Below are 17,832 nucleotides of genomic sequence, written 5' to 3'. Positions count from 1 at the left end.
GACACCTTGAAGGAACCCACATGTTTACGCTCTCTCAACTGCGAAATTGCATCGAAGAAGGCCTCGCGCCGCTGACGTGCGAGTTCACACTGTGCCGGGATGCCTCATTGACCCTCAAGGTCTATGACGCCGACACCGGCCGGGTGGACCTGGTGGTGACGGGGATCAGCACCAACCGGCTGCAGACCCCGCAAGAAGTGGAAAAAATGGTGGAAGAGCTGCGCTACGAGCTGCAGAGCAACAACATGGGCAAGCTCACGCTGGATGACTTGCCTTCAACGACGAACCAATGAAATAGAACACCCCGCCCGCCACGATAAACATCCCCAACATGTAGAACATGTAGTGGGCCGGCAGGCTGGCCAGCACCAGCCCGCACAACACCGGCCCCAGCGCGCCGCCCAGGTTGCACAGGTTTTGCGCGCCGTAGTACATGCCCCGCAAGTGGTCCGGTGCGATCCGGTCGATAAACATGTACTCGGCCGGAAATACGACAATCTCCCCCACCGTAAACACGGCCATCGCCAGCACCCAGGACAGCACGCTGGTGGACAGCGCGAAGCCAATCAGCCCTAACATGAACATGCTCAGGCCGAAGATCAGCCAGCGGCTGAGGTGACGGTGGGAAATGCGGCGACCAATCACGTACTGCAAGGCAATCACCAGCACCGCGTTGGTGGTAAGCACCGCGCTGATAATGGTGTAGGTGTATTCGGCCGTGGTGGTGGTCACCAGGTATTGCGACAAATAGGCGACGAACTGGCCAAACACCACGGCACTGAGCAAGCCGCCAACGGTGAAGCACACCAGACGGTAGTCACGCAGCATCACACGGCCAACGGCGAGGAACGACACCGGCTTTTGCGTAGCGTCGACGGTCACCAGCGTGCGATCACCCCAGCGCCAGTACAGCAGGAAAAACACCGCCCCCAAGAGCGTCGAGAATATGAACGGCAGGCTGATATCCAGCTTGGCCAGCATCGCGCCAAAAAACGGCCCTACGGCGTAACCGATGTTGGTCAGCGTGTATTTGATGGAAAACACTTCACTGCGCGCCTCTTCGGGCAGCAGGCTGGCGAAACCGGCCTTGACCGCGATGTCGACCACCGCGTAGGCGAGGTTGATCAGAATCAGGCAGCTATAGAACGTCCAGATATCTTGCGCGACGACGGTGCCGATAAAGCCCAGTACATACAGTGCGCTCAAGCCCAGCAACAACCGATAACTATTGATGCGGTCGACCAGGAAACCCCCATACACACTGAGCAATGAACCGACCACCAGCGAACTGCCCATCACCAGGCCGACCTGGGTGATGCTCAGGGAGAAGTGACTGCTGAGGTAAATGACCAGGTAGGGAAACGTGATTGCCCTGGCCAGCGTCAGTATCAGCGTGGCGGACAACAACAAGGTAACGGTGCGGGGGTAGTGTCTTATTCTGGCAAGCATCCTGCTCTCTTTCTTAAGGGTAACGCGGCCTTTCAGGGCCGGTTACCTTAACGCAAGAGCAAGCAAAAACGCCGAACTATTTTTTGACCGGGGTGATCTCGAGAATTGTGCCGTTGGTGGTTTTCAGCAGCACGAACTTGTCACCCACCCGCGCCCACTGGCTGTCTTCCTCGGGCTGCTTGAGGCCGCGTTTTTTCCAGTCGCTGACCGCCGACTCCTTGCGCATCAGCATGTCCGGGGCGCGGTCGCCCTCTTTCAGATCGCGGGTGTTGATAGTGGAAGGCTGCACGGTTTCCTGCGGGGTATCACCGGCCTGCACGACAAAGCTGGCGGTGGACAGGCTGGCAGCAAGGAAAACGCCGGCAATCAGGGATTTGGACTTCATGGGTGCTCCTTCAATTAATGACGCGTACCCAGCTTCGGACCGCAGGCGCACGGAATCATTCAGCAGCGTTTGAGGCAAAGCCTTGTGGTGAGGGAGCGCCCCAGATCAGTCCATAAACCAGAGACAGCATCGCGCCCATTGCCGCCATGAAATTAATCCTGTAATTTTTCATGAAATTATTAGATATAAATTTCATGAACCAGAAAGAAGAACTCGACGCCCTCGCGAGCCTGATCCACGACCTGCGCAAGCACAAGAAGCTCACCCTCGCCCAACTCGCGCAAAAGATCGAGCGCTCGGTGGGGTTCCTGTCGCAGGTCGAGCGCGGCCTGTCGCGGCCCACGGTGGCGGACCTGACCGCGATCAGCCACGCGCTCGGCGTGCCCACCACTTATTTTTACAGCCTGCCCAAACCCAAGGCCGTGGCCTGGGTGACCCGCCCCACCGAGCGACGCACGGTGTATTACGCCAATGGCATCACTGACATCCTCGTCTCGCCGAGCATGAACGGCGCGTTTTCGATGCTCGACAGCCTGCTGGCCCCCGGCGCCAACAGCGGCGAGCACACCATGAGCGACCGCGCCGAACAGGCCGGTTTTGTGCTGGAGGGCGAATTGACCCTGTGGGTGGAAGGTGAAGCCGATTCGGTCACCCTCGGCCCCGGCGACAGCTTCCACCTGGCCAGTTTCGCCCACTGCCGATACGCCAACCTGACCGACCTGCCCGCCCGCGTGCTGTGGGTTTACAACTAGGAGCAACACCTGTGAAAAGCCAATCTTCCACGTTGCTGGCCGAAGTACGGACCTTTCGCCAGCATCACCCCGAGGTGCGTTATGTCGACCTGATCGCCCTGGACATTCCCGGGCATTTTTACGGCAAGCGCTACCCGATAGAGATGCTGGAAAAGGTCGCCGCCGGCAGCCCCTTGAAGCTGCCGCAAAATGCCGTGCTGCTCGGCACTCAGGGCGGGCTGTTCAAGATTGGCGACTACTGCTTTCACGACGGCGACCCGGACGCCAACCGCCGCCTGGTGCCCGGCACACTCAAGCCGGTAAGTTGGGAATCGCAGCCGTTGGGGCAGATGCTGATTACCTCCGACGGCACCGACGCACCCATCGAATTCGAACCCAGGGAAGTATTGGCCAAGGTCCTGGACCGCCTGCACCACAAAGGCATTCACCCGGTGGTGGCGTTTGAACTGGAGTTTTACCTGCTCGACAGAAAGCTCGACAACGGCCTGCCGCAATTCGCCCGCGACCCGCTGAGCGACGACGCCGACGACCAGCCCACCCTGCATATCGACAGGCTGTCGCGTTTCAGTGACGTGCTCGACGACATGGCGCACACCGCCAAGGCCCAGGGCATCGACATCACGGTGATCACCGCCGAGCTCGGCCCTGGCCAGTTCGAGATCAATTTCGGCCACTTGGAAGACGGCCTGCGCGCCGCCGACTGGGCCGCCCTGTTCTGCCGCAGCACCCGTGGCGTGGCACTCAAACACGGCTACCGCGCCAGCTTCATGGCCAAGCCCTACCTGCAATTCCCCGGCAGTGGCATGCATGTGCATGTCAGCCTGTATGACGCGGCGGGCAATAATTTGCTCGCGGCGCATCAGCAACAACCGCTGCGCCATGCCGTGGCCGGCTGCCTGGAACTGCTGCCGCATTGCATGCCGATCTTCTCGCCCAACCACAATGCGTTCCGCCGCCTGGGCGGCACGGTGAACGCGGCGACTCGCGCCAGCTGGGGTTTTGAAGACCGCGATGCGTGCGTGCGCATCCCTGAGTCCGACCCGCGCAACCTGCGCATCGAACACCGCCTGGCGAGTGCCGACGCCAACCCGTACCTGGTGCTGGCGGCGATCCTGGCCGGGCTTGAACATGGCCTCGAAGCCAAGCAGGAGCCCATCGCGCCACTCAACGAGGACCGCCACAGCGGCGCCGATTTCCCCCTGGAAATGCTCGACGCCGTGCGCGCCATGCAACATCAGCCGGTGTTACGCGATAAGCTGGGCGCCGAATTTGTCGACGTGTATTGCGAGAACAAACGCCAGGATCACTTGGCCTTTCAACAAGAGATCAACGCGCGGGAATACCGCTGGTTTCTCTAACCATGGACTACCGATGACCGACCAAAGCGCCCCGGCCCTCAAGGAACTCTTCAACCTCGAACGCCTGCAACACATCGCGACCGAGATGACGGCGGTGTACCCGGCGTTCGACGCCAAGGGCTTTCTCAAGCACGCCACGGCCGGGCTTGCCGAGTTGTCGGTGATGCAGCGCATGGCGCGGGTCAGCGAAAGCCTGCACGCGGTGATCCCGCTGGACTATGCGCAGACGCTCAAGCTGCTTTACGCCCTGGCCCCGCGCCTGAACAGCGGGTTTGTCAGCCTGAGCCTGCCACACTACGTGGCGAGTTACGGCCGGGACGACTTCAAGCGTTCGATGGCCGCGCTCAGCTACTTCACCACCTTTGGTTCCGCCGAATTCGCGATCCGGCATTTCCTGCTGCACGACTTCAAGCGCACCCTGGCGGTGATGCACGACTGGTCACTGGATGCCAACGAACACGTGCGCCGCCTTGCCAGCGAAGGCTCGCGGCCACGCCTGCCGTGGTCGTTCCGCCTGGCCGAGGTGCAAGCCGACCCTGAGCTGTGCGTACGGATTCTCGATAACCTCAAGGCCGACAGCAGCCTGTATGTGCGCAAGTCCGTGGCCAACCACCTCAACGACATCACCAAGGACCACCCGGACTGGGTACTCAGCCTGATCGAAGGCTGGAACCTGGAAAACCCCCACACCGCCTGGATCGCCCGCCATGCGCTGCGCAGCTTGATCAAACAGGGCAACACCCGCGCGCTGACGATCATGGGCGCGGGTGCCAAGGCTGAAGTGAAGCTCCATCACCTGAGCGTCACGCCAGCGGTGATCGCGTTAGGCGAGCGCATCAACCTGTCGTTCAGCCTGGAATCCACCGCTGAAACCGCGCAAAAGCTGGTGGTCGACTACGCCATCGACTACGTGAAGAGCGCCGGCCACAGCGCGGCCAAGGTGTTCAAGCTGAAGGCATTCACCCTCGGCGCGGGTGAACATCAACACATCAGCCGCGCGCAACACATCCGCGAGCTGACGACGCGCAAGCACTACCCCGGCAAGCACAAGGTGTATGTGTTGGTGAATGGCGAGCGGTTGGGCAGCGCCGAATTTGAATTGCGCGACTGACGCGCTCCAATTCACACCACCGATCAACTGTGGGAGGGGGCTTGCTCCAAGTTGGGCAGTGCCCCCTCCCACATTCGCCCGGGTTTCTTCAGGTAGATTCGCCGAGCAACAGGGGCTGCTCCCGCGCGCACAACTCCACCACGTAATCCCACAACACCCTCAGCCGCACCGACTTGTGCAACTCCCGGCGCGAGCTGATCCAGTAACTGCGCTGTATCCCCTCCGCCGGCAGCAACGGCACCAGGTCCGGATCGCCGGAGGCCATGAAGCACGGCAGCACGGCGATTCCCAGCCCTGAGCGCGCGGCCTGGTGCTGGGCGATGACGCTGGTGCTGTGAAACACCACCTTGGGGTTGCGGCAGAAGCTGCTGAGGAATTTCAGCTCCTGGCTGAACAGCAGATCGTCCACGTAATCGATCCATGAGTGGGCGGCGAGGTCTTCGCGCTTTTCAATCGGCGGGTTGCGCTCCAGGTAGGCGCGGCTGGCGTAGAGCGCGAGGCGGTAGTCGGTGAGCTTGCGCGTGACCAGTTGATCGACGCTGGGCCGCTCGAGGTGGATGCTGATTTCCGCTTCGCGGTTAAGAATGCTGACAAAACGCGGCACCGCGAGCAGCTCCACCTCAAGCCCGGGGTAGCGTTCGAACAGGCCGCCCATGCGACTGGCAAGAAACATCACGCCCAACCCTTCGGCCACACCCAGGCGGATCTTGCCCAGGGGCGCGGCAGAATGGGTGAGTTCGTCTTCGGCCAGCAGCGCGACGTTTTCCATCGCTTCGGCGTGTTTGAGCAGCGCCTCGCCGGATGGGGTCAGTTCGTAGCCCTGGGCGTGCTGCACAAACAGCGCGGTGCCGAGGCTCTTTTCGATCGCCTCGATATGCCGCGCCACGGTGGCGTGCGTGGTTTTGAGGCGCTGCGCGGCGGTGAGCAGGCGGCCACTGCGCTGCAACTCGAGAAAAAACCGCAGGTCATTCCAGTCGAACATGTTGCCTCCCTTGCAAGCGCCTGAGCTGCACTGTCTAAAAACGCACAGCAGCTGGGTAAAAACTAACATTTTTAAGACGAAAACTAACAACTAGGATGGGCCCCATAAGAAAAACAAGCGAGGCCCCAGATGCCCATTGCAGCTGCTGAATACGATTACGTGGTAGTAGGCGCCGGCCCCGCAGGCTGCCTGCTGGCCAATCGACTGTCCGCCAACCCCGCCCATCGCGTGCTTCTGCTCGAAGCCGGTGGCCGCGACAACTACCCCTGGATCCATATCCCCGTCGGCTACCTGTTCTGTATCGGTAACCCGCGCACCGACTGGTGCTTCAAGACCGAAGCCGAGGAAGGCCTGCAAGGCCGTGCGCTGAGTTACCCACGGGGCAAGGTGCTCGGCGGCTGTTCCTCCATCAACGGCATGATCTACATGCGCGGCCAGGCCCGCGATTACGACGGCTGGGCGGCCGAAGGCAACCCCGGCTGGGCCTGGAAAGATGTGCTGCCGCTGTTCAAACAGAGCGAAAACCACTTTGCCGGCGACGCCGAATTCCACGGCGACCGTGGCGAATGGCGGGTTGAGCAACAGCGGCTGCACTGGCCGATTCTCGATGCTTTTCGCGATGCGGCAGCGCAGAGCGGCATCGCGCCTATCACTGACTTCAACCGAGGCGATAACGACGGCTGCGGCTACTTCCAGGTCAACCAGAAGGCCGGCGTGCGCTGGAATGCGGCCAAGGCGTTTCTCAAACCGATCCGTCAACGCCCCAACCTCACCGTGCTGACCGAAGTGGACGTGGACCGCGTGCTGCTGGAAAACGGCCGCGCCTCAAAAGTGCTCGGGCGCCAAAACGGCCAGCAGATGAGCTGGAAGGCGCGCAAGGAAATCGTGTTGTGCGCCGGCTCCGTCGGCTCGCCCGGCATCCTGCAGCGCTCGGGCATCGGCCCGTCCCACGTGCTCAAACCGCTCGGCATCGATGTGTTGCATGAACTGCCCGGCGTCGGCGGCAACCTGCAGGATCACCTGCAACTGCGGCTTATCTACAAACTGGAAAAAGCCCGCACCCTGAACCAGATCGCCGGCACCGTGTGGGGCAAAATGGGCATGGGCCTGCGCTACCTGTATGACCGCAGCGGCCCGCTGTCGATGGCGCCCAGCCAGCTCGGCGCGTTTGCCCGCTCCGGCCCGGAACAGGCTTCGGCCAACCTTGAATACCATGTGCAACCGCTGTCCCTGGAGCGCTTCGGCGAACCGCTGCACGCCTTCCCGGCGTTTACCGCGTCGGTCTGCGACCTGCGCCCGCAAAGCCGTGGCCGCATCGACATTCGCTCGGCCAACCCGGCGGATGCGCCGCTGATCCGGCCCAACTACCTCAGCCATCCGGAAGACCTGCGGGTGGCCGCCGATGCCATCCGCCTGACCCGGCGCATTGTTGCCGCACCGGCGCTGAGCCAATTCAAACCGGTGGAATACCTGCCTGGGGATTCGCTGCAAACCGAGGAAGAATTGCACGAAGCCGCTGCGCGCATCGGCACTACGATTTTCCACCCGGTGGGCACCTGCCGCATGGGCGACGACAAAGACGCAGTGGTCGACGCGCAACTGCGCGTTCACGGTGTACCGGGCCTGCGCATCGCCGATGCTTCAGTCATGCCGCGTATCACCTCCGGCAATACCTGTTCACCTACGCTGATGATCGCGGAGAAGGCCGCGCAGCTGATCCTTTCGCCGAATACAAGGAGTCTCGCCCCGGAGAAAGAACTGGTTCATGCAATCTGAATAGCGGCGCCACACCTGGCGCCGACAGTGGAACAACAAAAATAATCACTGTGAGGGCTACCCGATGTCAGAACATGCTCAACCCCTGGGCTCGGCGGTTACCGCGAGCGCCGGCAATGATTCAAGAAAGGTCATCTTCGCCTCGTCCCTGGGGACGGTGTTCGAGTGGTATGACTTTTTCCTCTACGGCGCGCTGGCGGCGGTGATCAGCAAGCAATTCTTTGCTGGGGTCAACGACACCACGGCGTTTATCTTTGCCTTGATGGCCTTTGCGGCCGGCTTTGTGGTGCGACCGTTCGGCGCGCTGGTATTCGGCCGCCTGGGTGACATGATCGGGCGCAAGTACACGTTCCTCGTCACGATCATTTTGATGGGCGTAGCGACGTTCTGCGTCGGGTTGTTGCCGACCTACGCCAGCATCGGCATCGCCGCGCCGGTGATCCTGATTGTGCTGCGCATGCTGCAAGGCCTGGCCCTGGGCGGCGAGTACGGCGGCGCCGCCACTTATGTGGCCGAGCACGCGCCGGCCGGCAAACGCGGGTTGCACACCAGCTGGATTCAATCCACCGCCACCCTCGGCCTGCTGCTGTCGTTGCTGGTGGTGCTGGCCTGCCGTTACTTCACCGGTGACCAGTTTGAAGTCTGGGGCTGGCGTATTCCGTTTCTGTTTTCCATCGTGCTGCTGGGTATTTCCACCTGGATTCGCTTGAGCCTGCACGAGTCGCCGGCCTTTCTGAAAATGAAAGAAGAAGGCAAGGCCAGCAAATCGCCGATCCGCGATTCGTTCGGCAAATGGGAAAACCTCAAGGTGGTGCTGATTGCGTTGTTCAGCATCAACGGCGGGCAAGCCGTGACCTTCTACGCGGCGCAGTTCTATGTGCTGTTCTTCCTCACGCAATTCCTGAAAATGGACCCGGCCCTGGCCAACATGCTGTTGATCATCAGCGTGGTGATTGGCGCGCCGTTCTTTATCCTGTTTGGCTGGCTGTCGGACAAAGTCGGGCGCAAGCCGGTGCTGATGCTTGGTTTGCTACTGGCGACTGCGCTGTACTTCCCGATCTTCAAGGGCCTGGCGCACTACACCAACCCGGCGATGGACCAGGCCAGCCGCCAGGCGCCGATCACCGTATTGGCTGACCCGGCTACCTGCACCTTCCAGTTCGACCCGGTGGGCAAGGCGAAATTTGACAGCCCGTGCGACAAGGTCAAGACGTTCCTGGTCAAGCAAGGCCTGCCGTACAGCAGCGCCGCCGCCCCGGCGGGCAGCCCGGTGCAGGTGAGCGTGGGCGACGTGCGTATCGACGGGTTCGACGAAAAAGCCCTGCGCGGCGCCGTTACCCTGGCCGGCTACCCGTCTTCGGCGGACGTCGCCCAGGTCAACAAAACCATGGTGGTGGTGCTGATCGTCGCGCTGATCCTGATTGCCGCGATGTGCTACGGCCCGCTGGCGGCATTGATGGTAGAGCTGTTCCCGACGCGCATTCGCTACACCTCGATGTCCCTGCCCTACCACATCGGTAACGGCTGGTTTGGCGGGTTCCTGCCGACCGTATCGTTTGCGTTGGTGGTGTACACCGGCGATATCTTCTATGGCTTGTGGTACCCGGTGGTGGTGACCGGGGTGAGCCTGATCGTCGGGTTGTTCTGCCTCAAGGAAACCCGGCACGTGGACATCGATAACAACTGACCCGATCTCCTGAACAGTGGAAATCCCCTGTGGGAGCGGGCTTGCCCGCGAAAGCGGTACATCAGTCACTGCACTTTTGACTGACACACCGCCTTCGCGAGCAAGCCCGCGCCCACATTTGTTTTGTGATAAACACACATATTGCTGTACATCCATACAGATAAAGGTTGATCAAAGCGCTCCGACTCAGCATCCTGCCAGGCATCGACCTGATCTGATGTGATGACCATGCGGCTGTACCTCTGTGAAAAACCCTCCCAGGCCAAGGATATCGCGGCCGTACTCGGCGCCAATCGGCGCGGCGACGGGTGCTGGCTGGGCAGTGGCATCACAGTCACCTGGTGCATCGGCCACCTGCTGGAAACCGCCCCGCCCGATGCCTACGACGCCAAGTACAAGCGCTGGGTACTCGCCGACCTGCCGATCGTCCCCGATAAATGGAAGATGCGCGTCAAGCCCAAGACCGCCAGCCAGTTCAAGGCGGTCAAGCGTTTACTGGGGGAAGCCCAGGAACTGGTGATCGCCACCGACGCCGACCGGGAGGGCGAGATGATTGCCCGCGAGCTGGTGGAGCATTGCCGCTACCGCGGGCCGATCCAGCGGCTGTGGCTGTCGGCGCTGGACGATGCCTCCATTCGCAAGGCTTTGGCCGCGCTCAAGCCCGGCGCCGAAACTTTCAGCCTGTATCACTCGGCCCTGGGCCGCTCCCGCGCGGACTGGCTGATCGGCATGAACATGAGCCGCCTGTTTACCCTGCTGGGGCGTCAATCCGGCTACCAGGGCGTGTTGCCGGTGGGCCGGGTGCAAACCCCGACCTTGCGCCTAGTGGTGGACCGCGACCGTAGCATTGCTGACTTTGTGCCGGTGGCGTACTGGGCCATCGATGTCGACCTGCAACACGAGCGCATGACCTTCACCGCACAATGGCGCGCCACGGAGGATGCCTGTGATGACCAGGGCCGCTGCCTTAATCAGCAATTGGCCCGCGAGGCTGCCGCCGCCATGACCCATGCCGCGAGCGCGCGGCTGGTCAAGCTGCGCACCGAACGCATGCGCGAGGTGGCCCCCCTGCCCTTCGACCTCGGCACCCTGCAGGAAATCTGCTCGAAGAAACTCGGCCTGGGCGCCCAGGAAACCCTGGATATCGCCCAATCCCTCTACGAAACCCACAAAGTCATCACCTACCCGCGCAGCGACTGCGGCTACCTGCCACTGAGCCAGCACAGTGAGGCGCCAAAAATACTCGCGGCGCTGGGCCGTGCGGATGCGGCGGTGCATGAACTGATGCCGCACATCGACCCGCAACGCCGCTCGCGGGCCTGGAACGACGCCAAGGTCAGCGCCCACCACGGCATCATTCCCACCGGGGCCGGCAAGGATGTCGGCCAACTCACCGGCAAACATCGCGCGGTCTACACCCTGATTCGCGCGCGTTACCTGGCGCAATTTCTGCCCAACCATGAGTTTGATCGCACCCAGGCCGATTTCGATTGCGCAGGCCAGGCCTTGCGCGCCGTGGGCAAAGTCGTGATCGAGCCCGGCTGGAAACGCGCGTTGCCCGAAGCGCTGGCGCCGGCCAAGGGCCGTGAAGCGCCTGCCCCTCAAGCCTTGCCAAGGTTGGTACAGGGCCAGGATTACGCGGTGGCCAAGGTCAATCTCAAGGACCTGTGGACCCAGCCGCCCAAGCCCTTTACCGAAGGCGACCTGATCAAGGCGATGAAAAATGTTGCCAAGCTGGTGCAGGACCCGCTGCTCAAGCAAAAGCTCAAGGACACCACCGGCATTGGCACCGAAGCCACACGTGCCGGGATTATCCAGGGTTTGCTGGACCGTGGTTACCTGGTGAAGAACGGCAAGGCGCTGTCGGCCACACCGGCAGCGTTCAGCCTGATCGACGCGGTGCCGCGGGCTATCGCCGACCCTGGCACCACCGCGATCTGGGAGCAGGCGCTGGACATGGTGCAAAGCGGTGAAATGAGTTTGGAAGAATTCGTCGCCAAACAGGCGGCCTGGATGAGTAAACAAGTGGCCCGCTGCAACGGCATGCGCATGACCATTACCGGGCCCGCGAGCCCGGCAGGCCGAGGTGCCACGCCCTGGAAAACCAAGCGCAAGTCCACCAAGAGCAAGACGGCGGCCAGCCCCAAACGGGCCAAAAAGCCGACAAGTACCGGGTAAACACTGAAAAAATCCGGCAAATGACGTTTTTCGACGGGTTTAACGCCGCTTTGGACCTTGCCCCGGCGTAGGCGGTCTAGGATTCTGTAGGGGACCCGCTGACTTCCAAACAACAACACCGGAGTGGCCGCCATGAAAACCGTTGCACAAGTGCTCAAAGCCAAGGACCAGAAAAACCAGGACGTCCATACCATCCAATGGGACCACACCGTATTTGAAGCGCTGGTGCGGATGTCGGAGAAAAACGTCGGGGCCTTGCCGGTCGTCAAGGAAGGCGCAGTGGTAGGGATCATCAGCGAAAGGGATTACGCACGTAAGCTCATTCTCAAAGGTTTGTCGTCGGTCACCACACGGGTCGATGAGGTGATGAGTTCGCCTGTGATCACCGTGGATACCCATAAAAGTGTCGATGAGTGCATGAACATCATGACCGACAGCCACTTGCGCCACTTGCCCGTCGTCGAAGACGGCAAACTGCTGGGCCTGTTGTCGATCGGAGACTTGGTAAAAGAAGCCATCGCCGAACAGGCCGACTTGATCAAACAGCTGGAGCAGTACATCCGCGGCGAATAGGGGACCCCATGCTCGACACACTGGAACATCAAGAAGACCACCTGGACATACTGCAACGCGCGATGGCTGAACGGCGCTTCGTGGTGTTGACCGGTGCAGGGATCAGCACGTCGTCGGGCATCCCTGACTATCGCGACAGCGAAGGCGTGCGGCGCGGCAAGGCGCCGATGATGTACCAGGAATTCCTTGCCACCCCACAGGCGCGCCGCCGCTACTGGGCGCGAGCGATGCTGGGTTGGCCGAGGGTACGTATTGCGCAACCGAACAAGGCCCACCTGGCACTGGCGACGCTGCAGCAACGCCAGTGCATCGCCGGGCTGATCACGCAAAACGTCGATGCCCTGCATGACCAGGCGGGCAGCCATGCTGTGATCGAGCTGCATGGCAGCCTGCACCGGGTGCTGTGCCTGGACTGCCAACTACGCAGTGCCCGCGATGTGGTTCAGCGGCAGATGGAAATGGATAACCCGTACCTGGCGCAGGTACATGCCGTGCAGGCGCCCGACGGCGACACCCTGCTCGACCCGACATTTGAAGAACACTTCCAGGTGCCGCGCTGCCCCCATTGCGGTGGAGAGCGCCTGAAACCGGATGTGGTGTTCTTTGGCGAAAACGTGGCGCCGGCGACAGCCGCCAGGGCAATGAGCGCGGTGCAGCATGCCGACGGTTTGCTGGTTGTGGGCTCGTCGCTGATGGCCTATTCAGCCTTTCGCCTGTGCAAGGCCATGGTCGAACAAGGCAAGCCGGTGATTGCCATCAACTTGGGCAAAACCCGTGGGGATGAGCTGTTGCAGGTGAAGATCCAGGCATCCTGCGAGCGGCTATTGCCATTGCTTGTAGACCGGTTGAGCTGAGACTGAACAGTGGCCTCCTGTGGCAAGCGGGCTTGCCACAGGAAACCGACTCGCCGCAAACCATCCCCGCGACCTGTACCGCCAGAAAATGACGCCCAAGTCACGTTTTTCCGTATTCTCCCGCCCCGACAACGATTTATGTAGTGCCTTAAAATAATCACTACATAATCGTTGACGTAGGCTTTTTGTCCTTGCATGATCTAGACGTCTCCCGGATCGGGAGCGTTGGTAACACGTGTTTTGAAAGAGCTCGTCTGACCGCCGAGCTGTTTTTTCCGGATGTGCACTGCCCACAAGGCAGATTGATGAAGCTGACCGGCCCGCAAGGTTCGGTACAAGGAGCTCAAACGCTGCTTGTCTTCGTTATGAAACCATTGCGTAGCAGTTCATCAGCAAGACTACATGCATCAGGTTCAAGACCCTGCCCGTATTCGGCAGACCGTCACTGACGCCCGGTTTTCGAAGCCGGAGACAACTAAGCAGTTTTAACGGAATCAACTGATAGATCGCCAACTGGTCAAGGGGCTTACACTATGAATCTGAACAACCAACCAACTATCGATGAATTGGCTGAGATGTTCGCAGCGCAGAAAGACACACTCGACGACCATATCCTGTGGATTGGAAAATCCGGCGAAGTGCAAATTGACTGCCTGGCGCCCCACACCGAAGAAGCCGAGTTCGACCGCAATCACCGTGAACTGGCGGCGCGCCTGAAGATGTACCGCCGCGGTCAGGGTTATGTCGGCAAGAAAGCCGCGGCCGATCGTAACTTTATCGAGCAAGTGTTCCATACACTTAATACCGAATGGCAGAACCTTAAAGGCCAATCGCACGTTAAAGTGATTGATAGATACTGCTGATAACAGCGCCACTCAATATATGAGCCCGCTCGTTTGATCGAGCGGGCTTTTTATTTCCTGCATTACAACAACGCGGGAAACCTGCCCTTCGCTGCTTCCTCGCGGAAGATATCGAACAACACCTGCGCCGCCGCCGAGAGTTCATGCCCAGGTTTGCTCAATACGCCAATCGGCCGCTCGATGACCGGGCCGTTCAAGGTGATGCACCGGGCGCCCGCCTCCTCCATCTGCCGTGCGCACAACGCCGGCACGGCGCTGACCCCCAAGCCGCTGGCGACCATCTTGCCCACCGTCGCCAGTTGATGGCTCTCCAGAGCGACCGGTAACTTCATCTGCAAGGCGCCCAGGTGCTCTTCGAGCATCACGCGTACCGTGGAAGGCCGTTGCAGGGTAATGAAGGGTTGCTCCAGCAGGGTTTTCCAGTCGATCTCGCCACGCTGCGCCAAGGGCGAGTCACCCGGCACCACGGCAATAAAGCGGTCCAGGTACAGTGGGGTGAAGACCAGCGACGAACTTTCCGACGGCTCGAACGCCACGCCCAATTCCACTTGGCGGTCGCGGACCATCTCCAGCACCTGCTCGTTGATCAGGTCATGCACCGTCACATTCACCTGAGGGTAACGTGCGCGGAATATCTTCAGGATCGGCGGCAACAGGTTGCCTGCAAACGACGGCATCGCGGCCACCGTGACCCGCCCACGCTGCAAGGTGAAACGCTGGCGCAGTTCATCCTCGGCGTTGTCCCAATCGGCAATCAGCCGACGTGCCAGGGGCAGCAGCGATTCGCCTTCAGGGGTGAGCGCGACATTGCGCGTATTGCGGCTGAACAAGCGCCCGCCCAGGCCTTCTTCAAGCCCCTTGATGGTCAGGCTCAGCGCCGATTGAGAGAGATGCAAGCGCTCGCAAGCAGCGGCAAAACTCAGGCTCTGGGCCACGGCGAGAAAGGCGCGCATCTGTTTAACTGTCATGAAGCTGCTCCGGACCAAGGCTCGACTATGCTGTTTTTTAAATCAATCAACCTTAAAAAACAACTTAACAAATCAATGCGTCGGCGCAACACTCACGTCATTGGCTGGCCCCACACATAATAAAAGAGGTGCATATGGCAGGTTTCGATAAACGCGTGGCGTCCTACGAGGAAGCACTGGCAGGCCTGGAGGACGGCATGACCGTACTCGCCGGTGGTTTTGGCCTGTGTGGCATTCCGGAAAACCTCATCGCCGAGATCAAACGCAAAGGCACCCGCGACCTGACCGTGGTTTCCAATAACTGCGGCGTCGACGGTTTCGGTTTGGGCGTGCTGCTGGAAGAAAAGCAGATCAGCAAAGTGATCGCCTCGTACGTGGGTGAAAACGCGCTGTTCGAGAAGCAGCTGCTCAGCGGCGAAATCGAAGTGGTCCTCACCCCCCAAGGCACCCTGGCCGAAAAAATGCGCGCAGGCGGTGCTGGCATCCCGGCCTTCTTTACCGCCACCGGCGTCGGCACCCCGGTCGCCGAAGGCAAGGAAACCCGCGAGTTCAACGGGCGCCCTTACCTGATGGAAGAGTCGATCACCGGCGACTTCGCCATCGTCAAAGGCTGGAAAGCCGACCACTTCGGCAACGTCATCTACCGCCACACCGCCCAGAACTTCAACCCGCTGGCCGCCACCGCGGGCAAGATCACCGTGGTCGAAGTCGAAGAAATCGTCGAACCGGGCGAGCTGGACCCGGCGCAGATCCACACCCCTGGCATCTACGTCGACCGGATCATCTGCGGCACGTTCGAGAAGCGCATCGAACAGCGCACCGTGCGCAAATAATCCGCCCCCCGCCCGAACAATAAGAGGAAAAAACCATGGCGCTTACCCGCGAACAAATGGCCCAACGCGTCGCCCGCGAAATGCAGGACGGTTTCTACGTCAACCTGGGCATCGGCATCCCGACCCTGGTGGCCAACTACATCCCCGAAGGCATGGAAGTAATGCTGCAATCGGAAAACGGCCTGCTGGGCATGGGGCCGTTTCCTACTGAAGAAACCATCGATGCCGACATGATCAACGCCGGCAAACAAACCGTGACCGCGCGCATCGGCGCTTCGATCTTCTCCTCCGCCGAGTCCTTCGCCATGATTCGCGGCGGGCATGTCGACCTCACCGTGCTCGGCGCGTTTGAGGTGGACGTGCAGGGCAACATCGCCTCGTGGATGATCCCCGGCAAGCTGGTCAAGGGCATGGGCGGCGCGATGGACCTGGTGGCAGGCGCGGAAAACATCATCGTGATCATGACCCACGCGTCCAAGGACGGTGAGTCGAAACTGCTCAGCCAATGCAGCCTGCCGCTGACCGGCGCCAACTGCATCAAGCGTGTACTGACGGACCTCGCATACCTGGAAATCGAAAATGGCGCTTTTGTCCTCAAGGAACGCGCACCTGGCGTCAGCGTTGAAGAGATTGTGAGCAAGACCGCCGGTAAACTGATCGTCCCGGACCACGTTCCAGAAATGCACTTCCAGTGAGGACAGATTCCATGCAAGACGTCGTGATTGTTGCTGCCACCCGCACCGCCGTGGGCAGCTTTCAAGGTTCGCTGGCAGCTATCCCGGCACCGGAACTGGGCGCCGCCGTGATCCGTCGCCTGCTGGAGCAGACCGGCCTGGACCCGGCTGAAGTCGATGAAGTGATCCTCGGCCAGGTCCTCACCGCCGGCAGCGGCCAGAACCCCGCACGCCAGGCGTCGATCCTCGCCGGCCTGCCCCACGCCGTACCGGCCCTGACCTTGAACAAAGTCTGCGGCTCGGGCCTGAAGGCCCTGCACCTGGGCGCCCAAGCCATCCGTTGTGGCGACGCCGAGGTGATCATCGCCGGCGGCATGGAAAACATGAGCCTGGCGCCGTACGTTTTACCTGCCGCGCGCACCGGTTTGCGCATGGGCCACGCGAAGATGATCGACAGCATGATCACCGACGGCCTGTGGGATGCGTTTAACGACTATCACATGGGCATCACCGCCGAGAACCTGGTGGACAAATACGGTATCAGCCGTGAAGCCCAGGACGCCTTTGCGGCCGCGTCGCAACAAAAAGCCAGCGCCGCCATTGAGGCTGGGCGGTTTGTCGACGAGATCACACCGATCCTGATTCCCCAGCGCAAAGGCGAGCCGGTGGCCTTCGCCGTGGATGAGCAACCACGCGCAGGTACCACCGCCGAGTCCCTGGCCAAACTCAAGCCAGCGTTCAAGAAAGACGGCAGCGTGACCGCCGGCAACGCCTCCAGCCTCAACGACGGCGCCGCCGCAGTGCTGCTGATGAGCGCCGACAAGGCCAAGGCCCTCGGCCTGCCGGTACTCGCGCGTATCGCCAGCTACGCGAATGCCGGCGTCGACCCGGCGATCATGGGTATCGGCCCGGTCTCCGCCACCCGCCGCTGCCTGGACAAAGCCGGTTGGAGTCTGGGCGACCTGGACCTGATCGAAGCCAACGAAGCCTTCGCCGCGCAATCCCTGGCAGTCGGCAAAGAGCTGGAATGGGATGCGGAAAAGGTCAACGTCAATGGCGGCGCCATCGCCATCGGCCACCCGATCGGCGCCTCGGGCTGCCGCGTGCTGGTGACCCTGCTGCATGAAATGATCAAGCGCGATGCCAAAAAAGGCTTGGCCACGCTGTGCATCGGCGGCGGCCAAGGCGTGGCCCTGGCCCTCGAGCGCAGCTGATTTAAAGAGCAACACGGAAAGGGCCTGGTTCCACGAAAACCAGGCCTTTTCTTTATGCGGTATGCCTGAAAAAACACAGCCTAAATGTGGGAGCGGGCTTGCTCGCGAATGCGGTGGGTCAGTTATTGGATGCGCCAACTGACACGCCCCCTTCGCGAGCAAGCCCGCTCCCACA

18 protein-coding genes are annotated in these 17,832 nt (G+C 61.1%); 13 read left to right on the top strand and 5 right to left on the bottom strand.

Features of this window, described 5'->3' with window-relative positions; all coding sequences use genetic code 11:
• The first annotated feature begins 20 nt into the window (after window positions 1-20).
• Window positions 21-293, top strand: coding sequence for a DUF1652 domain-containing protein (locus WBR57_RS04225; RefSeq protein ID WP_424082415.1), 273 nt, complete (start codon window positions 21-23; stop codon window positions 291-293).
• On the opposite strand, the gene WBR57_RS04220 is transcribed toward WBR57_RS04225, so the two are convergent.
• Window positions 256-1,449 carry an MFS transporter gene (locus WBR57_RS04220; RefSeq protein ID WP_424082413.1) on the bottom strand — a complete coding sequence of 398 codons (1,194 nt, stop codon included), beginning with the start codon at window positions 1,447-1,449 and terminating at the stop codon, window positions 256-258. The genes WBR57_RS04225 and WBR57_RS04220 overlap by 38 nt on opposite strands.
• A 76-nt stretch (window positions 1,450-1,525) precedes the next feature.
• A complete protein-coding gene (locus tag WBR57_RS04215; RefSeq protein ID WP_424082411.1) occupies window positions 1,526-1,834 on the bottom strand; it encodes an RcnB family protein in 309 nt (102 codons plus the stop codon).
• Window positions 1,835-2,028: 194 nt separating this feature from the next.
• Here WBR57_RS04215 and WBR57_RS04210 point away from each other — a divergent pair, with 194 nt between their 5' ends.
• From WBR57_RS04210 to WBR57_RS04200, 3 genes are read left to right on the top strand one after another with little or no spacing between them, the layout of a single operon-like run.
• The gene (locus WBR57_RS04210; RefSeq protein WP_424082409.1) at window positions 2,029-2,586 is read left to right on the top strand and encodes a helix-turn-helix domain-containing protein; all 558 of its coding nucleotides are present in this window, start codon (window positions 2,029-2,031) and stop codon (window positions 2,584-2,586) included.
• A gap of 11 nt (window positions 2,587-2,597) precedes the next feature.
• The gene (locus WBR57_RS04205) at window positions 2,598-3,944 is read left to right on the top strand and encodes a glutamine synthetase family protein (RefSeq protein ID WP_424082407.1); all 1,347 of its coding nucleotides are present in this window, start codon (window positions 2,598-2,600) and stop codon (window positions 3,942-3,944) included.
• A gap of 13 nt (window positions 3,945-3,957) precedes the next feature.
• A complete protein-coding gene (locus WBR57_RS04200) occupies window positions 3,958-5,055 on the top strand; it encodes a DNA alkylation repair protein (protein ID WP_424082405.1) in 1,098 nt (365 codons plus the stop codon).
• An 88-nt stretch (window positions 5,056-5,143) separates the two neighbouring features.
• Here WBR57_RS04200 and WBR57_RS04195 read toward each other — a convergent pair whose 3' ends face one another.
• Window positions 5,144-6,037, bottom strand: coding sequence for a LysR family transcriptional regulator (locus WBR57_RS04195; RefSeq protein WP_424082403.1), 894 nt, complete (start codon window positions 6,035-6,037; stop codon window positions 5,144-5,146).
• A gap of 129 nt (window positions 6,038-6,166) precedes the next feature.
• Between WBR57_RS04195 and WBR57_RS04190 the strand changes: the two genes are divergently transcribed.
• Both WBR57_RS04190 and WBR57_RS04185 read left to right on the top strand, forming a co-directional pair.
• Complete coding sequence (locus tag WBR57_RS04190; RefSeq protein ID WP_424082401.1) at window positions 6,167-7,813, top strand: GMC family oxidoreductase; 1,647 nt, start codon at window positions 6,167-6,169, stop codon at window positions 7,811-7,813.
• Window positions 7,814-7,877: 64 nt separating this feature from the next.
• Window positions 7,878-9,500: an MFS transporter gene (locus WBR57_RS04185; RefSeq protein ID WP_424082399.1), complete on the top strand. Its 1,623-nt coding sequence runs from the start codon at window positions 7,878-7,880 to the stop codon at window positions 9,498-9,500.
• 65 nt (window positions 9,501-9,565) lie between these two features.
• On the opposite strand, the gene WBR57_RS04180 is transcribed toward WBR57_RS04185, so the two are convergent.
• On the bottom strand, window positions 9,566-9,730 hold the full coding sequence (locus tag WBR57_RS04180) for a hypothetical protein (protein ID WP_424082397.1): 165 nt from the start codon (window positions 9,728-9,730) through the stop codon (window positions 9,566-9,568).
• Here WBR57_RS04180 and WBR57_RS04175 point away from each other — a divergent pair.
• From WBR57_RS04175 to WBR57_RS04160, 4 genes are all read left to right on the top strand, one after another.
• On the top strand, window positions 9,729-11,678 hold the full coding sequence (locus WBR57_RS04175) for a DNA topoisomerase III (protein ID WP_424082395.1): 1,950 nt from the start codon (window positions 9,729-9,731) through the stop codon (window positions 11,676-11,678). The genes WBR57_RS04180 and WBR57_RS04175 overlap by 2 nt on opposite strands.
• 132 nt (window positions 11,679-11,810) lie before the next feature.
• Window positions 11,811-12,251, top strand: a complete 441-nt coding sequence (locus WBR57_RS04170) for a CBS domain-containing protein (protein WP_424082393.1) — start codon at window positions 11,811-11,813, stop codon at window positions 12,249-12,251.
• Window positions 12,252-12,259: 8 nt separating this feature from the next.
• Window positions 12,260-13,105, top strand: a complete 846-nt coding sequence (locus tag WBR57_RS04165) for an NAD-dependent protein deacetylase (RefSeq protein WP_424082391.1) — start codon at window positions 12,260-12,262, stop codon at window positions 13,103-13,105.
• Window positions 13,106-13,638: 533 nt separating this feature from the next.
• The gene (locus WBR57_RS04160) at window positions 13,639-13,968 is read left to right on the top strand and encodes a hypothetical protein (protein WP_424082389.1); all 330 of its coding nucleotides are present in this window, start codon (window positions 13,639-13,641) and stop codon (window positions 13,966-13,968) included.
• A 62-nt stretch (window positions 13,969-14,030) separates the two neighbouring features.
• Here WBR57_RS04160 and WBR57_RS04155 read toward each other — a convergent pair whose 3' ends face one another.
• Complete coding sequence (locus tag WBR57_RS04155; protein ID WP_424082387.1) at window positions 14,031-14,936, bottom strand: LysR substrate-binding domain-containing protein; 906 nt, start codon at window positions 14,934-14,936, stop codon at window positions 14,031-14,033.
• Window positions 14,937-15,070: 134 nt separating this feature from the next.
• Between WBR57_RS04155 and WBR57_RS04150 the strand changes: the two genes are divergently transcribed.
• The 3 genes from WBR57_RS04150 to WBR57_RS04140 are packed head-to-tail and all read left to right on the top strand — an operon-like array spanning window position 15,071 to window position 17,657.
• The gene (locus WBR57_RS04150) at window positions 15,071-15,769 is read left to right on the top strand and encodes a CoA transferase subunit A (RefSeq protein WP_131699992.1); all 699 of its coding nucleotides are present in this window, start codon (window positions 15,071-15,073) and stop codon (window positions 15,767-15,769) included.
• Between the two features lie 35 nt (window positions 15,770-15,804).
• The gene (locus WBR57_RS04145; protein ID WP_003211625.1) at window positions 15,805-16,464 is read left to right on the top strand and encodes a CoA transferase subunit B; all 660 of its coding nucleotides are present in this window, start codon (window positions 15,805-15,807) and stop codon (window positions 16,462-16,464) included.
• Window positions 16,465-16,475: 11 nt separating this feature from the next.
• A complete protein-coding gene (locus tag WBR57_RS04140; RefSeq protein WP_424082385.1) occupies window positions 16,476-17,657 on the top strand; it encodes an acetyl-CoA C-acetyltransferase in 1,182 nt (393 codons plus the stop codon).
• Window positions 17,658-17,832: the final 175 nt, after the last annotated feature.

Source organism: Pseudomonas sp. (genome assembly GCF_049590575.1).
Classification (GTDB): Bacteria; Pseudomonadota; Gammaproteobacteria; order Pseudomonadales; family Pseudomonadaceae; genus Aquipseudomonas.
Note: the sequence above shows the minus strand (reverse complement) of the source record. Positions and strands in the feature narration are given on the sequence as shown.

Coding starts and splice junctions, on each gene's coding strand:
- WBR57_RS04175 (WP_424082395.1), top strand. CDS start 9,729: ATGCGGCTGTACCTCTGTGAAAAACCCTCCCAGGCCAAGGATATCGCG.
- WBR57_RS04145 (WP_003211625.1), top strand. CDS start 15,805: ATGGCGCTTACCCGCGAACAAATGGCCCAACGCGTCGCCCGCGAAATG.
- WBR57_RS04200 (WP_424082405.1), top strand. CDS start 3,958: ATGACCGACCAAAGCGCCCCGGCCCTCAAGGAACTCTTCAACCTCGAA.
- WBR57_RS04215 (WP_424082411.1), bottom strand. CDS start 1,834: ATGAAGTCCAAATCCCTGATTGCCGGCGTTTTCCTTGCTGCCAGCCTG.
- WBR57_RS04190 (WP_424082401.1), top strand. CDS start 6,167: ATGCCCATTGCAGCTGCTGAATACGATTACGTGGTAGTAGGCGCCGGC.
- WBR57_RS04210 (WP_424082409.1), top strand. CDS start 2,029: ATGAACCAGAAAGAAGAACTCGACGCCCTCGCGAGCCTGATCCACGAC.
- WBR57_RS04160 (WP_424082389.1), top strand. CDS start 13,639: ATGAATCTGAACAACCAACCAACTATCGATGAATTGGCTGAGATGTTC.
- WBR57_RS04155 (WP_424082387.1), bottom strand. CDS start 14,936: ATGACAGTTAAACAGATGCGCGCCTTTCTCGCCGTGGCCCAGAGCCTG.
- WBR57_RS04140 (WP_424082385.1), top strand. CDS start 16,476: ATGCAAGACGTCGTGATTGTTGCTGCCACCCGCACCGCCGTGGGCAGC.
- WBR57_RS04220 (WP_424082413.1), bottom strand. CDS start 1,449: ATGCTTGCCAGAATAAGACACTACCCCCGCACCGTTACCTTGTTGTTG.
- WBR57_RS04170 (WP_424082393.1), top strand. CDS start 11,811: ATGAAAACCGTTGCACAAGTGCTCAAAGCCAAGGACCAGAAAAACCAG.
- WBR57_RS04185 (WP_424082399.1), top strand. CDS start 7,878: ATGTCAGAACATGCTCAACCCCTGGGCTCGGCGGTTACCGCGAGCGCC.
- WBR57_RS04225 (WP_424082415.1), top strand. CDS start 21: ATGTTTACGCTCTCTCAACTGCGAAATTGCATCGAAGAAGGCCTCGCG.
- WBR57_RS04195 (WP_424082403.1), bottom strand. CDS start 6,037: ATGTTCGACTGGAATGACCTGCGGTTTTTTCTCGAGTTGCAGCGCAGT.
- WBR57_RS04165 (WP_424082391.1), top strand. CDS start 12,260: ATGCTCGACACACTGGAACATCAAGAAGACCACCTGGACATACTGCAA.
- WBR57_RS04150 (WP_131699992.1), top strand. CDS start 15,071: ATGGCAGGTTTCGATAAACGCGTGGCGTCCTACGAGGAAGCACTGGCA.
- WBR57_RS04180 (WP_424082397.1), bottom strand. CDS start 9,730: ATGGTCATCACATCAGATCAGGTCGATGCCTGGCAGGATGCTGAGTCG.